Raw genomic sequence first — 16,226 nt, 5'->3', positions numbered from 1 at the left:
AAAAGCCACTTATTTAAGTGGCTTTTTTTGTTGATCATAATTCAATCAAAGCATTTTGTTTTTTGATAGCATCAAGGTATTCCTCCATTTTAAACTCCGAAGTTTTAAAAGCTGTTGTTCTATTTTTGGCTTGTTCTTGTCTGGCAATACTTCGGGCAAATCTGCGAATTTTATTTTTATTGTTTAAAATAATACCTGGAACAGACACGTTTTTACCGTTTTCGTCTTTTGCAACCATGGTAAAATAAGAGGAGTTACAGTGCTTTTTTTCGCCAGTTTGAATGTTTTCAGATTCCACTCTTACCCCAATGACCATGGATGTTCTGCCCGTATAGTTTACAGAGGCTTTCAAGGTTACAAGTTCCCCAACTTCAATGGGATTTAAAAAATCCACTTTATTTACTGAAGCTGTTACACAATAGTTTCTAGAATGTCTTGAAGCGCAAGCAAATGCAATTTGATCCATGAGGCTTAATATAAACCCTCCGTGTATTTTACCACTAAAATTGGAGTGGGACGGAAGCATGAGTTGCGTAATGGTTACTTGCGATTCTTCAATGGTTTTAAACATAGGTGTAATTTTATGACTCTCCTTCTTGAGCTCGTTTTAGTAGTTTTTGGTTTTGTTGCTTGCTGGCCTTGGCGCCTAAGGTTTTTAAGTTTTCTACGCGTTTGATCAGGTTTCCTTTACCGGTAAGTTTAACCATAGCACTTTCGTATGATTTTTGGACAGTGCCTATTTGGTTGCCAACTTTTATCAATTCTTCTGTAAGATTCACAAAAGAATCATATAATCTTCCTGCCTGGGTAGCAATTTCAATGGCATTTTCCTTCTGCTTTTCATTTTGCCACATGCTATCAATGGTCTTTAATACGGCCAATAATGTGGTAGGCGTGACTATGATAATATTTTTTTCAAAGGCATCCGAATATAAATTAGGATATTCCATTGAGGCTATTGCAAAGGCTGATTCTATGGGGATAAACAACAATACAAAATCGGGACTTTCCATTTCATACAATTGATGGTAGTTTTTTTCGCCCAATTCACTGACGCGTTTTTTTACTGAAATGACATGATTCTTTAAATGGGACGGTTTTTCAGTATCATCTATTTCATTGATATAGCGTTCATAGGCAACAAGTGACACTTTGGAATCCACAATCAGTTTTTTGTCACCCGGCAGATGAATGATCACATCGGGCATAACTCGTTTACCTTCTTCGGTGGAAAAGCTTTGCTGCACAAAATATTCTCTGTCTTTTTGAAGACCACTTCGTTCCAACACACGCTCTAAAACTAATTCTCCCCAATTTCCTTGCATTTTGGTATCACCCTTAAGTGCCTTGGTTAAGTTTGTGGTCTCTTTGCTCATTTGTTCGTTGAGCTCTTTTAAACCAATAATTTGCCTGCGCAAATCGGCACTGCGGGTAATATCTTCTTTATTGGTTTCCTCTACACGCTTTTCAAAATGTTGAATCTTCTCTTGAAGTGGTTTTAAAATGGCGTCAAGATTTTCTTTGTTCTGTGTTGTGAACTTGTTTGATTTTTCATCTAAAATTTTATTGGCAAGATTTTCAAATTCCTTTGTGAATTTTTCCTGCAGTTTTTCTACCTCTGCTTTTTGCTCGTCATTTTTTTGTTTCAAATTATCAAAATCGGCATTGGTTCTTGCTAGTTCAGATAGTAACAATTCTTTTTCCTCACGTATTTTATCACGGTCAAGTTCCACTTTGTTTAAACTCTGCTTTAAATCGTCATTAGCTATATGTGCTTGATTTAAACGCTCTTGTAAGGAACTTTGTTCGCTCTTGCTTTTAAGTTTTAGAATGTATGTAGTAATCCCTACGGAAAAAACGATGGCTACAATAAGAATAATAATGTCTGTCATTGAGTTAATCGAATTATTGATTACGCATAAAATTACAGTTTAAAAAATAAAAAAAACGCTATAAAAGCGTTTTTTTATTAAGGGTTTATATATTTAAAACTAAGCTGTTTTTAAATATTTTCTTGATACAAACTCAAAGCCGTAATACAAGACTCCGGAAAAAACAAAATCTCCAATTAATGAGTTTCTAAAAAACGGAATGGCCAATGTGTAGCACTCCATTAAACCATTTAGTGATTTAGGATATGCTAATAACCATACGCCAAAATTGGTAATAACAAAGAAACTGATGCTGCTCAACAAAATGGTTTTTATGCTCATTTTTTTTGAAGCAATGCCTATGTAACCAACCAATATGAAAGCGGCATATACAAATAACGAAATGCTTGAAAATCCTAAAACAAGATCGGATAGAAACATAGCAGCCATAGGAATGATAAACGCATATTTTTTATTAGTGAAATAAACCCCAGAAAAAAGGGCCACCGCAGTAATGGGCGTTACATTCGGTATATGTGGGATTAAGCGAAATAGGAACGCCATCAGAATAAATGAACTAATGATAATTTGTTTTTTGCTTAATAATGAATTCATAATATTGGTTTAAATGATATGCCAAAAATAATAATTAAAAAACAAATGATGTTTGTAAAACAAGATTTAAAACATATTAATGTAACATTTGTTTCCTTATAACATAAAAATAGGCTTTAAATTAGAATTAAATTTTAATTATGAGAGACAATTCCAATGTTACGCTATACATTGTGGCGGGTGTTATCATTCTTCATTTTTTAGTTGGGTTTATATATTTAATGTATAAAATGACCAAAAAAAAGTGATTAGTATATCATTCTTTTAAAAGTAATATTTACTTTCGCACTGAAATTTGGTTTCATTCATTTTTTGTGAATGGATTAAAAGGGAATCAAGTGAAAAGATTGGCGATTGATGATTAACGATTAACGAATTTTGAATAAAAATTCTGAAATCAAAAATCAAGATTCGTTACTCTTCATTCTTGAACTGTTCCCGCAACTGTAAGCTAATAAGCTTCATGTTACCTTCAATGTCACTGGAAATTTTTTCTGGGAAGACCAACATGAAGACGCAAGTCAGGAGACCTGCCATTTTCAAAACAAATAAGTTAAACTTTCGGGATAAAAGTTTGCGTATGATAACACATGCGATTCTCGAGCAATTCGTAATTAAATGAACAAAAAAACAACTGTTTTTGGTATACTGTGTTTCGGTATATCAGTATGTGGCTTGGCGCAACAGCAAGCTGATTCTACAACTGTGCAACAATTGGATGAGGTAGTCATTACCGACTCAAAATTCAACTTAAAACGTGAAAACTCTGGTAAGGTAATTACCAAAATTACACAAGCAGACTTACAGCACCAGCAAGGAAAATCAATTGCAGAAATTATTAATTCAACCGTTGGAATTGAAATTAACGGTACTAAAAGTTATGCAGGGCAAAACCTGAATTATTATATAAGAGGCGGACGGAATCGTCAGGTTTTGGTGTTGATTGATGGTGTGCCATTATTTGATGCCTCACAAATCTCAAACGATTATGATTTGCGTTTATTGAATGCAGATCAAGTGGACAATATTGAGATTTTAAAAGGGGCTTCCGGTACATTATATGGTTCTGGTGCCGCCACTGCCGTTATTAATGTTACATTGAAAAAGGCTTCCAAAAAACCAATTTCTGCCAATTTTAGAAGTGTTTTAGGTACTAATCAATCGCAACACGATAATGCTTATTATGTACAGGATTTTAGAAATTCAGTGTCTGTAAATGGCACTTTAAAAAAGTTTAGCTATTTAGCCAGTTTCGGAAATCAATTCACAGATGGGTTATCTTCCTTATCTTCAATTGAAACAGATAAAGATACCTATGATGCTATAAATGGAAATTTGAAATTAGGCTATCAATTTTCAAAAAACTTTAAAACACATGTTTACGCTAGTTTTGATGATTTTAAAGCTGATTTTGACGACACCTATTCGGGTCCAGAAATACAAGATGTTTCTGAGACCAATCAGCATCGTTTTGGAATGTCTTCTGAATTCACATACAAAAAAGGCAGCATCATTTTAAATACCGCTTACAATAATATAAAACGAGATATCAGTTCAAGTTATCCAGCAATTTATAAAGCTAAAAGTTTTGTTGCAGATGCATTTAATAGATATCATTTTAATAATACATTTTATACGGTTTTAGGTATAAATGCTCAAGATAATACCATGGAGAGTTTTTCTATTCCGTATGGAAGTTCAGATTTTGAACAAAGTATCAATCCTGATGATGCCAAATTCACCATTATTGATCCGTATGCCAACATGGTTTATATTTCAGATTTTGGATTAAACTTGAATGCCGGTGTGCGTTTAAATAACCATTCTGAGTATGGTTCGCACTGGGTTTATAGTTTGAACCCGTCCTTTAAAAAAGACTTTGGTTTCGGTTATATCAAAGGGTTGGCAAGTTACAGCACGGCCTATATCACACCATCGCTTTATCAATTATTTGAACCAACCTATGGAAATACTAATTTAAAACCAGAAGATAATGCCACTATTGAAGTAGGGACTGAGGTTCATTTAAAAAACAAGGCAACCTTTAGTATGGTATATTTTACCAGAAAAGAAACCAATTTTATTGATTTTGTGGATATTGGTAATTATGTATACCAGTATCAAAATGTGGATAATTCATTTACTGCTAGAGGTGTTGAGTTTACTACAGATTTCAATATTTTAAAGCAGTTGAAATTTAAAGGAAATGCCACCTATACCAAAGTTGATGATAAATTAAATTTAAGAATTCCAAAGTTCAAGGTAAATGCTTTGTTGTTATATGATCTTTCTGAATCAATTTTTTTAAGCATGTCTTATCAATTTAATGATGACCGAACGGATTCTGTTTATAATCCATCAACCTACCAGAATGATGATATTAATTTAAAATCATACAATCTTTTTGATTTTTACATCAGTCATAAATTAATCAAGAATAAGCTGATGTTGTTTGCCAATGTGACCAATATTTTAAATGAAGATTATCAGGAGCTATATGGCTATTCCACACGCGGTAGGAATGTAAGTTTAGGATTGAATATAAATTTGTAAAAAAACAAAGAGCTGTCCATATATAGACGCCACAGCTCTTTTGTTTTAAATATAGATAAATTTAGTTTTTGTTAAAAAAGCGCTTATCTATATACATTTCTTGTTCAAATTTCTTGGTAACTATTGGCTTTAAGCTTTTCGAACCTGCTACTTTTTTTATGCTTGCTGTTTTTGAAGTGATACCCCTTATGTCGTCAAGGGCAGCTTTTAAAACCACTTCGTTTTCATCACCAAACGGCAGGATGTTGTTCCAATATTCATATTCCTTGATTTCGGTATCCGGTGCAAACCCTTGTGTGTAATCACTCTCACCGTTTTTGTTGAAAATTTGAAATACAATAGGTTGCATGGCATTGGTGTGGCTGGGATTGGCCGATGCCCTGTCTGTAAAATCTGTTGATGGAGAATCATATAATGTGATAGAACCCACGTTTTTTCCATAGGTTGTTGTTCCTATAAGCTTAACAGGGATATATGCTTTTAGCCCATTGATGATCATTTCACTTGCTGAAGCGGTACTACCAGATGTTAGTACATAGAGCTTGCTAAGCGAGGTTAATCTATTGATAGTTTCCTCTCCGGTTTTTAAATTGTCTGTATTGTATACATTCAAGGTATTGCTGAAATTGTAAGAACCATTTTCATTACTATGTTTGGAGTTGAATTTCAAATCTGCGAATTTCCCTTGGGCTGCATCAGCATAAATCATGCTTGCTAAATAGGAAGAGGTTTCAACAGAACCACCGCCATTTAATCGTAAATCAAGTATCAGTTCGTCTATATTTTCACTTTTAAAGGTAGCAAAAGCAGTATTTAACTCATCATTGTATGACGAAACAAATCCATTATAGACCAAATAGCCTACTTTTTTGCCATTAATATCAGGAAATACTTTGGCCAGATACACTGGGTTTTCATATACAACGCTAGAAGTAAGTGTTTTGTCTTCAACAAATGTCAAGGAACCACCACTTTCTTGTGAAAAGGAAAAAGTCGTGGTGTCATTATATAGGTTCCCAATTACTTGATCAAAGTTTGAGGTGTTTAATGAAGTGCCATCCAACGCACTAATAATATCGCCTCGTTTAATGTTGGCATCACTGGCAGGAGAATTATCAGAAACATATCTTACATACAAAATAACATCACCTGTATTGTTTATTTGAACAGCTTGATAGCGCATTCCAAAGGTTTTGGATATGCCTTGAAATTCTTGTTCTTGTTGAATATAATCTTCAATGAACCAAGAAAACCTATCAACAACCCCTTCTTGATAAATAAGACTGTTAAATAAATCTTGCGGAGAGCTATATTGATTTAAATAAATATTGTAAGCATTAGAGTCATCATCTTTGGTGTCGCTCAGGTTTTGCACTTGTGTTTGCCAGTTATACCAAGAGTTCATGCCTTTCCAAACAAAGTCGTTTATTTCATTTGCAGATACAAGATTATCATCACTATCTTTAAAACAACCAGTGGTTAAAAACGATATGGCAATTAGAACGATTAGGGCTTTTAAATTTTTCATAAGGGGATTGTTATTTAAAACTTGGTCTTTAAACGTTAAATTTACTCACATTATTTTATTATAAAAATATTTTGTAACAAAATTGATAGTGGTTCGTCGTAATATCAAACAGCCTAAAAAGCTTTTTAACCAAACCAAAAACATAAAATGACGCAGACAGAGTTTTTAAATATTGTCATGCCTTTTAAAGATAAAGTGTTCCGTTTAGCAAAACGGTTGTTAGTGTCAACAGAAGAAGCTGAAGATGCCACACAAGAAGTTCTTATAAAATTATGGAACAATAAGTCAAAGTTTGAGCAATACAAAAATGTTGAAGCATTTTCAATGACCATGACCAAGAATTTTTGTTTGGACAAACTCAAATCAAAACAAGCGCAAAATTTAAAAATTGTGCACAGCAACTATCAAGATCACAACGTGTCTTTGCAAAAAGAAGTGGAGTTAAAAGATAGTATGGATTGGGTAGGAAGAATTATTGCTGATTTACCAGAACAACAAAAAATGGTAATTCAATTGAGAGATATAGAACAATATGAACTAGATGAGATATGCGACATGCTTGATATGAACAATACAGCGGTACGGGTAGCCTTATCAAGAGCCAGAAAAACAATACGAGAAAAATTAACTAATACACACAGTTATGGTATTAAATAATATAGAAAAATTACTTGAAAAGTACGAAAACGGAGAAACTACTTTAAAGGAAGAGCAACAGTTAAAAAACTATTTTTCGCAAGAGACCGTTGCTCCCCATTTAGAAATGTACAAACCTATGTTTGCTTACTTTTCAGTAAATCAGCAAGAACAGTTTACCAAAGACGTTCCATTAAAAACCAGACGTATTTTTGATTACAAATGGATTTCTGTTGCAGCCGTAGCCGTTCTTATGATAGGGTTTTATTTTAAATCAAATACTAAAAATGATTTAGGAACGTACCAAGACCCACAAATGGCCTATAACGAAGTTGTAAAATCGTTGGCCATGATCTCAAATCAGTTCAATAAAGGTGTTTCTACAGTAGGATACCTTGATGAAATGAACAAAGGAACCGCAACACTAGGGTACCTTAACACAATTGAAAATACAAGAAACATAATTTTTAAACCAGTTAAATAACCAAAACAACTAAGTACAATGAAACCGTTAAATAAATTAAAACCAAATACAATGAAAAAGAAATTAGTAGTATTCGTAATGGCAATCTTATTATTGCCAGCTGTATCAATGGCACAAGATGTTTTTGATAAGTATAGTGACAATTCAGATGTTACCTATGTATCCATTAAACCCAAAATGTTTCAAATGATAGCCAAAATGGGTATCAACGTAGATGAGCCAGAGGCCAAAGCCTATATGGATATGGTAAAAAGTATTACCAGCTTTAAAACTTTGGTGACCGATAATACAGCCATTTCAGCCGATATCACCAAATGGGTAAAATCCAGAGTAGGTTCCTTAGAAGAATTGATGCAAGTAAAAGATGAAGGCACTGAAGTGAAGTTTTATGTTAAAGAAGGAAAAGATTCAGACCATGTTAAAGAACTGTTGATCTTTGTAAATGGCATTGATAAAGCCATGAAAGGACAAGGTGTTGAAATTAATGGTGAAGTAAGAAAAATACAAACCGTTGTGGTATCACTAACAGGCGATATTGACCTTAATGAGATTTCTAAGCTTACTGAGAAAATGAACATCCCTGGCGGAGAACATTTAGAGAAAAAAATATAGTACTCCTTAACCAATAACCATCAATCATGAAACGAACATTCAAATCTATATTATTGACCTTTATTACAGCCTTGCTTTTCACAGGCTGTAATGATGGTCCAACATTGCAACGTTACTTTGTGGATAATCAAGAGTCTGGAAACTTTACAGCTATTGATCTTCCTGTTTCTATTATCAATTTGGACGAATCTAAATTGACAGAACCACAAAAAGAAGCCTATAACTCAGTAAAACGATTAAACTTTTTGGGCTATAAATTGGATGAAAACAACGTAGAGACATTTAATGCTGAATTAGCCAAGGTTAAAGCAATACTTAAGGATAAAAAGTACAACGACCTTATGGAGTTTAATGACAAGAAGGCCAAAATTGTTGTGAAATATCTTGGCGATGACGATAACGCCGATGAATTTGTGGTGTTTGCAAGTTCTAAGGATATTGGCTTTGGAATTGTTCGTGTACTGGGAGATCACATGAGCCCAGAGAAGATGGTGACTTTGGCTGATGCTATGAAAAATTCTGATATTGATGAATCCCAGCTTAGTGGTATTATGGACTTCTTCAAAAAATAGAAAATATTGTGATTAATTAAAAAAGGCTTGCAAAACTGCAAGCCTTTTTTAATTACATATGAGTCTTATTCTTTGTGTTCTTTTTTTCTAGAATTAACAACAATTAAATTGACAACAATCACCAAGAAAAGGATAGTTAGTAACGTTTTGGTAATAAAATTATCTAAAACCCCCAGTACTCCTGTTGAAAAAATACCAATTCCCAGTAAACCACAGAGTATTAACGATTGTTTATCTGATAGCATATTAAATTCCAGTATAATTACTTGGTGTAATACGATTTAATTCTTCTTTTATTGCATCGGTTACGTCTAAAGTAGCAATAAAATTGGAAATAGATGTTTGGTTGATGGTTTCGTTGGTTCGGGTCAATCCTTTTAAGGCTTCATACGGATTGGGATATCCTTCACGTCTTAAAATGGTTTGAATGGCTTCTGCAACCACAGCCCAATTGCGCTCTAGATCTTCTGCAAACTTAGTTTCGTTCAGCAATAATTTATTCAATCCTTTTAAGGTGGATTTAAAGCCTATCAACGTATGTCCAAAAGGTACACCAACATTTCGTAATACAGTGCTATCGGTTAAATCCCGTTGTAATCTGGATATGGGTAATTTACCTGACAAATGTTCAAAAAGGGCGTTTGCAATACCTAAGTTTCCTTCGCTGTTTTCAAAATCAATGGGATTCACCTTGTGTGGCATGGCAGAACTACCAACTTCCCCAGCTTTAATACGTTGCTTAAAATAATCCATGGACACATAAGTCCAAATATCACGGTTCAAATCAATCAAAATGGTGTTGATGCGCTTTAAATTATCAAACAGCGCAGCCATATGGTCATAATGCTCAATTTGCGTTGTTGGAAAGGAATGATGCAAACCCAGTTTATTATTTAAAAAATCACTTCCAAAAGCTTTCCAATCAATGCTTGGATACGCAACATGGTGTGCATTGTAATTTCCTGTTGCACCACCAAATTTGGCTGCATTTGGAATGTTTTTTAATGATGCGAACTGTTGCTCTAAACGGACCACAAAAACCTCAATTTCCTTGCCTAAACGTGTTGGAGAGGCCGGTTGCCCGTGGGTTCTTGCTAGCATGGATATGTGGGCCCAATCTGAGGATAGTTTTTTTAACGCATCATAAATACTATTATATTCAGGAATGTAAACGTGTTCAATGGCGTCTTTAATGCTTAGCGGAATAGCTGTGTTGTTGATATCTTGGGATGTTAAACCAAAATGAATAAATTCCTTGTATTCAGAAAGCCCCAACTTATCAAACTGTTCTTTAATAAAATATTCAACAGCTTTCACATCATGGTTGGTAATGCCTTCAATTTTTTTAATGGCCAGCGCATCTTCAGTAGAAAACGCTTCATAAATGGATCTTAAATCCTTGAAACTGTTTTTTGAAACCGTTTTAAGTTGAGGTAGCGGGATTTCGCAAAGTGCTATGAAATATTCAATTTCTACCAATACGCGATATTTGATAAGGGCTTCTTCAGAAAAATAAGCGGCTAACGCATTAACTTTGTTTCTATATCTTCCGTCAATAGGAGAGATGGCATTAAGTTCGGATAATGACATGTGTTGTTATGTTGTTTTAAGAATTTGCAAAGATAAGTATTTGCATGGCTAATTGCGAATTACTGATTATGAATTTTTAACCAGTAAATTTTGTGCTATATTAGTATTTTGTAAGAATGTTTTATAAAATCGTTGTAGAAAAATCCCGTTTGAATCCTAAAAAAATAAAATCCTAAAAAATGAAATCATTTTGTTTAATTGCCGCCCTGATAATATCTAATGCCATGTTTTCACAAGTTTATAAAAAAGCCGAACCATTAGCCCACACATTTTCCATTGTTGCGAGGGATTCTGTAACAGGGGATATTGGTGTTGCAGTACAATCTCACTGGTTTAGTGTAGGAAGTGTTGTAACTTACGGAAAAGCAGGTGTAGGCGTTGTTGCTACGCAATCTTTTGTTAATCCCAGTTATGGCCCTAAAGGATTGGCCTTGATGGAGCAGGGGTTGTCACCTCAACAAGCGTTGGATGCCTTATTAGCAAATGATGATGGCGAAATGTTCAGACAAGTGGCATTTTTAAACACCAAAGGCGAAGTGGCCACACATACGGGGAGTTCTTGTATTGAGGCTGCTGGACATAGACAAGGAAAAAATTTTTCTGCGCAGGCCAATATGATGCTCAATAATACGGTTTGGGATGCCATGGCAAACGCTTTTGAAACCACTAAAGGCGATTTAAGTGATAGAATGATAGCCGCTTTAAAAGCTGCTCAAGGTGAAAAAGGTGATATTAGGGGAAGTCAGTCTGCCGCCATTTTAATAGTGAAGGCTCAAGCAACTGGGAATTCTTGGGAAGATGTTGTGATGGATTTACGGGTTGAAGACAATGAGAAACCAGTTAAAGAATTGGAACGATTGGTAAAACTGCACAAAGCTTATGATTTTATGAATCGGGGCGATCTAGCCATGGAAGCAGGCGACTCAAAACAAGCGGAACAATTGTATTTAAGTGCTCAAAATATGTTTCCTGATAATTTGGAAATGAAATATTGGTATGCCATCAATCTGCTCAATAATAAAGAATTTGATAAAGCACGTCCTATTTTAAAAACTGTTTTTGAAAAAGACAGTAACTGGAAAACATTGACCTCCAGAATTGTTAAAAACAAACTTTTGATTATTTCTAAAGACGAATTGCAAAAACTGATGGCCTTATAACCTATCTTTTTGTTTTTATTTGTTTCAAAATATGTTTGGCCCTGGCTTTAAATCCGGCACTTTGATTTGGATAATCGTGTTCCAATAGTTGAGCAAGCTCAGGATGGATCCATTTATAATCTTGTCCAAAAAGGTATAAAGTACTCATGGCATAGGCTTTTACCGCCGTTTTTTCATCATTGATCATCCAATCAAAACAGGCCTCAATAATACGTTCCTTATGTTTTGATAAGAGCATTTTTCTTATTGGATTTGGCTGTTCAGAGTAATTTACCGTAGCTATCATTTCACAAACTTTAGCTAAGGGTCTTTTGGCCGAATCAAAATGGACTTTGTTTAAATTATTGGTAAACTCATCTAAAAAAGGCACAATGGCATATATGTTTTCTGTGCAGACATACTCAAAAATCCATGCAGCTTTGCAGGAAACCTTGTCGTCTATCATAAACATAATTTCAACAAGATTAGGCATTAAACTTAAATCATCTAATATTAATCCAGCATATTTTAGTCGGCTGTTTCTAGATGCATTAACATATGTTAAAGTGTCATAAAATTCCTTAAAAGTCATGGGATAATTTACTATTTTTATTTTTTAAATTAAACGTATGAAAAAAATTAAAAAAATCCTGTTGATCTTATTGGTGCTATTTGTAGTTGCACAATTCTTTGGGCCTAAAAAAAATTCAGGGGATATGACTTCCATTGAACCATTTTTAGCAGAAACCAATCCGCCTTCAAACGTGCAAGCCATATTAAAAACGGCTTGTTATGACTGCCACAGTGATGTTACCCGTTATCCTTGGTACAACCATATTACACCAGTTAATTATTGGTTGGCAGACCATATTAATGAAGGCAAGCACCATCTTAATTTTTCCAATTGGGTAGGAAACTCAACTAAACGTAAAGATAAAAAGATGAAGGGTATTATTGGTTTGGTAGAAAAACAAAAAATGCCTTTATCTTCATATACATTGATACATACAGACGCTAGACTTTCTGCTGATCAAATAAAAGCGGTTACTGATTGGGCTAAACAGGTAAGAATGAAATACAGTTTGGAACCTAAACCCGAATAACATTTGCAACTTGGCCAATAGTCAAGTTTGAGTTTTTAAAAATATATGGCGAAACATCTATTGATTGTAGGTTTTGTATGGCCTGAGCCCAAAAGTTCTGCCGCAGGAAGCCGAATGCTACAATTAATAGATGTTTTTTTGTTAAACAATTATCAAATTACATTTGCAAGTGCCTGTGCCAAGACCAATAATGCGTTTGATTTAAGTACTTTAGGAATTAATCAAGTAAGCATTGAATTAAACAACTCTAGTTTTGACACATTTGTAAAGAATTTAAATCCTGATGTTGTTCTTTTTGATCGGTTTATGGTTGAAGAACAATTTGGTTGGCGCGTACAAGAACAATGTCCCAATGCACTTAGAATTCTTGATACAGAAGATTTGCATTGTTTAAGAAAGGGCAGGGAACAAGCGCTTAAAGATCAGGCTGTTTTTGATAAATCATATTTGTTCAATGATATAGCAAAACGTGAGATAGCCAGTATTTATAGGTGTGATTTAAGTTTGATTATTTCAGAAGAAGAAATCGAAATATTAAAAAACCAATTTAAAGTAAGTGATCATCTGTTATGTTATTTACCATTTTTAACAGAGGTGGTTAGCATGGAGAGTAAGAAAAAATTCACCAAGTTCAAGGAAAGGGAACACTTTATAACCATTGGTAATTTTTTGCATGCCCCTAATTATGATGCGGTTTTATTTTTAAAACAAAATATTTGGCCATTAATAAAACACAAATTGCCTAAGGCACAGATACATATTTACGGGGCTTACGCTTCAGAAAAAGTAAACCAACTTAACAACGCAAAAGAAGGATTCGTTATTAAAGGTTTTGCAGATGATGTGGAATCTGTAATGCAACAAGCAAAAGTTTGCTTGGCGCCATTGCGATTTGGAGCCGGATTAAAAGGAAAACTTATTGATGCCATGACAAATGGAACGCCTTGTGTTATGACATCCATTGCGGCTGAAGGCATGTTTGGTAATTTTGAACCAAACGGGTTTATAGCAGATGATGCTGAGGAATTTGCCAATAAGGCCATAGAACTCTATACAAACAAGATTTTTTGGAATGGAAAGCAAAAAAACGGTTTTCAGGTCATCAATGCACGTTTTGACAAAAACCTTTTTGTTTCAGATTTTATATATAAGATAACAGCCATTCAAAACAACCTTGGTATTCATCGTTTGGATAACTTCACAGGCCAAATGCTTAAGCACCATACTATGCAAAGCACAAAGTTTATGAGTAAATGGATTGAGGAGAAAAATAAAAATATTGAATAAAAACATGTATTCTTTTTTCTTGATTTTTTAGATAAGAGTTTTTATCCACCTCTTTTAATGATAAGATTTTTTGTACTTTTCATAATTAATATAAAAGAGATATTCAATAAAAAATTGAGATTATTTAAAATCATATATTAGTTATCCTTAAAACCTTAAACCATGAAAAAAATCTTTTTAGTTTCGTTACTTTCCTTTTTTGCAGCAACTTTTAATTTAAATGCTCAACAGGTAGATGCATCAGCAAGTGAGACCGGTAAAATATGTTTTATCCGCTCTACAGGCTTTCAAGGATCTGCATCTGCTTTCAAAACATTTATTGACGAACAATTTGTTTGTAAACTAAACAATAAAAGATTTTCATATCATGAGGTCACTCCGGGTATTCATAGGTGCTCAGTTCAGTTTGGTGGGAAAAAATCAAAAGATAAAGCAGAAAAATTTGAAGTTGATGTGAAACCAGGTAAAACAACTTATGTTCAATTAGTTTTTGAAACAGGAATCCTTATTAATAATGTTTATTGTGAGGAAGTTACTGAAAATACTGCCGTACAAAAAATGAGCCAGCTTAAAGAGGATGATAAATGTCTTTAGTTGAATAAGGTTGACAGTTAAATAAATTATTATGAAATCAAAACAAACGATTCTTTTTGCTCTATTTCTAATCTATTCGCACGTTGCACTATTTGCACAACTCACAAGCAAACAAATTGATTCTTTAGTAAGTAATGCCATGGAAACCTTTAAGGTTGCAGGATCGGCAGTTGCCATTGTTAAGGATGGTGAGATTATTTATGAAAAAGGATTTGGGGTAAAATCCACAATAACAAAGGAGCCTGTCAATGAACATACCAATTTTGCCATTGCTTCAAACAGTAAAGCATACACAACGGCTGCATTGGCCATGTTGGTTGAAGAAGGTAAACTAAAATGGACCGACAAAGTGGTTGACCATATTCCGGAATTTACCATGTACAACCCTTATGTACAGCAAAATTTTAATATAGAAGATTTGTTAACGCACCGCAGCGGTCTTGGTCTTGGTATGGGTGATTTAATGTTTTTTCCAGATGGAACCGATTTTACCATTGACGACTTATTGGCTAGTTTCAAGAAATTTAAGCCAGTATCTGCATTTAGAACGAAATGGGATTATGATAATTTATTGTATTTAGTAGCTGGTGAATTAATCGCCAGAGAGAGCGGTAAGACTTGGGAAGAGTTTGTTAAAACAAGAATTTTTGAACCTCTTGGAATGGACAACAGCTATCCGGCCTTAAATTATATGACCGACAAAAGTAATTTGGCATCACCACACAATGCAGATTCAGGCGAATTTAAAGTACTGCCAGATTATCAAGAAATGATCAATGGTGCTGCCGGAGGCATTTATTCCAATGTTGATGATATTTGTCAGTGGATGCTTGTCCAGCTAAATAATGGGAAATATGGTGATAGTTTAGAAAAGCAGCTGTTTACAAAGGAGAGCCAACGTGAAATGTGGAAGATTCATACTGTTCAAGAAGCCAGTAGAAACCCACGATACAACTCACACTTTGCCGGATATGGTTTGGGATGGCAATTAACCGATAAAAAAGGCAACATGGAAGTATCTCATACAGGAGGGTTGCCAGGTATGTTAAGCAAAACACTGTTGATTCCAGATCTTAATCTTGGTGTAGTAGTTCTAACCAATACAGAGCCTGGTGGTGCTGGACTGTTTTATGCCGTTTCATCAACTATTGAAGACAGTTATTTAGGACTGGACGATTTCCATTGGACCGACAAATTAAGTCAGATTTTAAAAGCAAGAGCCGAAAAAGGTGATGAGGTAACCAAAAAAACATGGGAAACCGTAGAAGCCCATAAGAAAATAAAAGTGGATGAATCAAAATATATTGGCGTTTATGAAGATAGTTGGTTCGGGAAAATGGCGGTTTTTAAGAAAGGGAACCAACTTTGGATAAAATCTTATCGTTCACCTAAACTTAATGGCGCTATGTATTTTTATAACGCTAACACGTTTGCTATAAAGTGGGAATATCAAGATATGAATTGTGATGCTTTTGCTATGTTTTCATTAGATGAAAACGGTCTGGCACAAAGCATTAAAATGAAAGGCATTTCTCCAAATATCGATTTTAGTTTTGATTTTCACGATTTGGATTTGAAACGAGTTTTAGAAGATTAAAAAGAAGTATCTAGATATAAATTGTATTCTTAAATAGATTACATT

General features: G+C 34.2%; 16 protein-coding genes and 1 riboswitch. Of the genes, 10 read left to right on the top strand and 6 right to left on the bottom strand.

Annotated features, from left to right (window positions below; genetic code table 11):
- Positions 1 to 34: 34 nt before the first annotated feature.
- From IEW94_RS06260 to IEW94_RS06250, 3 genes are all read right to left on the bottom strand, one after another.
- A complete protein-coding gene (locus IEW94_RS06260) occupies positions 35 to 571 on the bottom strand; it encodes an acyl-CoA thioesterase (RefSeq protein WP_188651056.1) in 537 nt (178 codons plus the stop codon).
- 10 nt (positions 572 to 581) lie between these two features.
- Positions 582 to 1,892, bottom strand: coding sequence for a DNA recombination protein RmuC (locus tag IEW94_RS06255; RefSeq protein WP_188651054.1), 1,311 nt, complete (start codon positions 1,890 to 1,892; stop codon positions 582 to 584).
- 99 nt (positions 1,893 to 1,991) lie between these two features.
- Entirely contained in the window at positions 1,992 to 2,486 is a 495-nt protein-coding gene (locus tag IEW94_RS06250) for a DUF6580 family putative transport protein (protein ID WP_188651052.1), read from the bottom strand.
- Between the two features lie 279 nt (positions 2,487 to 2,765).
- A riboswitch (cobalamin riboswitch) is annotated at positions 2,766 to 3,038 on the top strand.
- A gap of 66 nt (positions 3,039 to 3,104) precedes the next feature.
- On the opposite strand from IEW94_RS06250, the gene IEW94_RS06245 reads away from it, so the two are divergent.
- Positions 3,105 to 5,039: a TonB-dependent receptor plug domain-containing protein gene (locus IEW94_RS06245; protein WP_188651050.1), complete on the top strand. Its 1,935-nt coding sequence runs from the start codon at positions 3,105 to 3,107 to the stop codon at positions 5,037 to 5,039.
- 61 nt (positions 5,040 to 5,100) lie between these two features.
- On the opposite strand, the gene IEW94_RS06240 is transcribed toward IEW94_RS06245, so the two are convergent.
- Entirely contained in the window at positions 5,101 to 6,567 is a 1,467-nt protein-coding gene (locus tag IEW94_RS06240) for a GFO_1087 family putative carboxy terminal peptidase (RefSeq protein WP_188651048.1), read from the bottom strand.
- A 147-nt stretch (positions 6,568 to 6,714) separates the two neighbouring features.
- Here IEW94_RS06240 and IEW94_RS06235 point away from each other — a divergent pair, with 147 nt between their 5' ends.
- The 4 genes from IEW94_RS06235 to IEW94_RS06220 are packed head-to-tail and all read left to right on the top strand — an operon-like array spanning position 6,715 to position 8,871.
- The gene (locus IEW94_RS06235; RefSeq protein WP_188651046.1) at positions 6,715 to 7,224 is read left to right on the top strand and encodes a GFO_1088 family ECF-type sigma factor; all 510 of its coding nucleotides are present in this window, start codon (positions 6,715 to 6,717) and stop codon (positions 7,222 to 7,224) included.
- The gene (locus IEW94_RS06230) at positions 7,211 to 7,687 is read left to right on the top strand and encodes a PG0215 family putative anti-sigma factor (protein WP_188651045.1); all 477 of its coding nucleotides are present in this window, start codon (positions 7,211 to 7,213) and stop codon (positions 7,685 to 7,687) included. The genes IEW94_RS06235 and IEW94_RS06230 overlap by 14 nt, the downstream gene beginning before the upstream one ends.
- A 51-nt stretch (positions 7,688 to 7,738) precedes the next feature.
- Positions 7,739 to 8,299 (top strand): GFO_1090 family protein, encoded by a 561-nt coding sequence (locus IEW94_RS06225; protein ID WP_188651043.1) that lies wholly within the window; start codon positions 7,739 to 7,741, stop codon positions 8,297 to 8,299.
- 26 nt (positions 8,300 to 8,325) lie between these two features.
- A complete protein-coding gene (locus IEW94_RS06220; RefSeq protein ID WP_188651042.1) occupies positions 8,326 to 8,871 on the top strand; it encodes a GFO_1091 family lipoprotein in 546 nt (181 codons plus the stop codon).
- Between the two features lie 246 nt (positions 8,872 to 9,117).
- On the opposite strand, the gene purB is transcribed toward IEW94_RS06220, so the two are convergent.
- Positions 9,118 to 10,461 (bottom strand): adenylosuccinate lyase, encoded by a 1,344-nt coding sequence (gene purB, locus IEW94_RS06215; RefSeq protein ID WP_188651040.1) that lies wholly within the window; start codon positions 10,459 to 10,461, stop codon positions 9,118 to 9,120.
- Positions 10,462 to 10,640: 179 nt separating this feature from the next.
- On the opposite strand from purB, the gene IEW94_RS06210 reads away from it, so the two are divergent.
- Complete coding sequence (locus tag IEW94_RS06210) at positions 10,641 to 11,621, top strand: DUF1028 domain-containing protein (protein ID WP_188651038.1); 981 nt, start codon at positions 10,641 to 10,643, stop codon at positions 11,619 to 11,621.
- 1 nt (position 11,622) lies between these two features.
- On the opposite strand, the gene IEW94_RS06205 is transcribed toward IEW94_RS06210, so the two are convergent.
- Positions 11,623 to 12,192 (bottom strand): HEAT-like fold family protein, encoded by a 570-nt coding sequence (locus IEW94_RS06205; RefSeq protein ID WP_188651036.1) that lies wholly within the window; start codon positions 12,190 to 12,192, stop codon positions 11,623 to 11,625.
- Positions 12,193 to 12,229: 37 nt separating this feature from the next.
- Here IEW94_RS06205 and IEW94_RS06200 point away from each other — a divergent pair, with 37 nt between their 5' ends.
- The 4 genes from IEW94_RS06200 (at position 12,230) to IEW94_RS06185 (ending at position 16,181) form a co-directional block, all read left to right on the top strand.
- Positions 12,230 to 12,703 (top strand): heme-binding domain-containing protein, encoded by a 474-nt coding sequence (locus tag IEW94_RS06200; protein ID WP_188651034.1) that lies wholly within the window; start codon positions 12,230 to 12,232, stop codon positions 12,701 to 12,703.
- Between the two features lie 45 nt (positions 12,704 to 12,748).
- Complete coding sequence (locus IEW94_RS06195) at positions 12,749 to 13,990, top strand: glycosyltransferase family 4 protein (protein WP_188651032.1); 1,242 nt, start codon at positions 12,749 to 12,751, stop codon at positions 13,988 to 13,990.
- Between the two features lie 162 nt (positions 13,991 to 14,152).
- Positions 14,153 to 14,584: a DUF2846 domain-containing protein gene (locus IEW94_RS06190; RefSeq protein ID WP_188651030.1), complete on the top strand. Its 432-nt coding sequence runs from the start codon at positions 14,153 to 14,155 to the stop codon at positions 14,582 to 14,584.
- Between the two features lie 31 nt (positions 14,585 to 14,615).
- Positions 14,616 to 16,181 carry a serine hydrolase gene (locus IEW94_RS06185; protein WP_188651028.1) on the top strand — a complete coding sequence of 522 codons (1,566 nt, stop codon included), beginning with the start codon at positions 14,616 to 14,618 and terminating at the stop codon, positions 16,179 to 16,181.
- Positions 16,182 to 16,226 lie beyond the last annotated feature (45 nt).

The organism is Yeosuana aromativorans, from assembly GCF_014646655.1.
Lineage (GTDB): Bacteria > Bacteroidota > Bacteroidia > Flavobacteriales > Flavobacteriaceae > Yeosuana > Yeosuana aromativorans.
The sequence above is the reverse complement of the archived record's forward strand: the minus strand, read 5'-3'. Positions and strand labels throughout refer to the sequence as shown.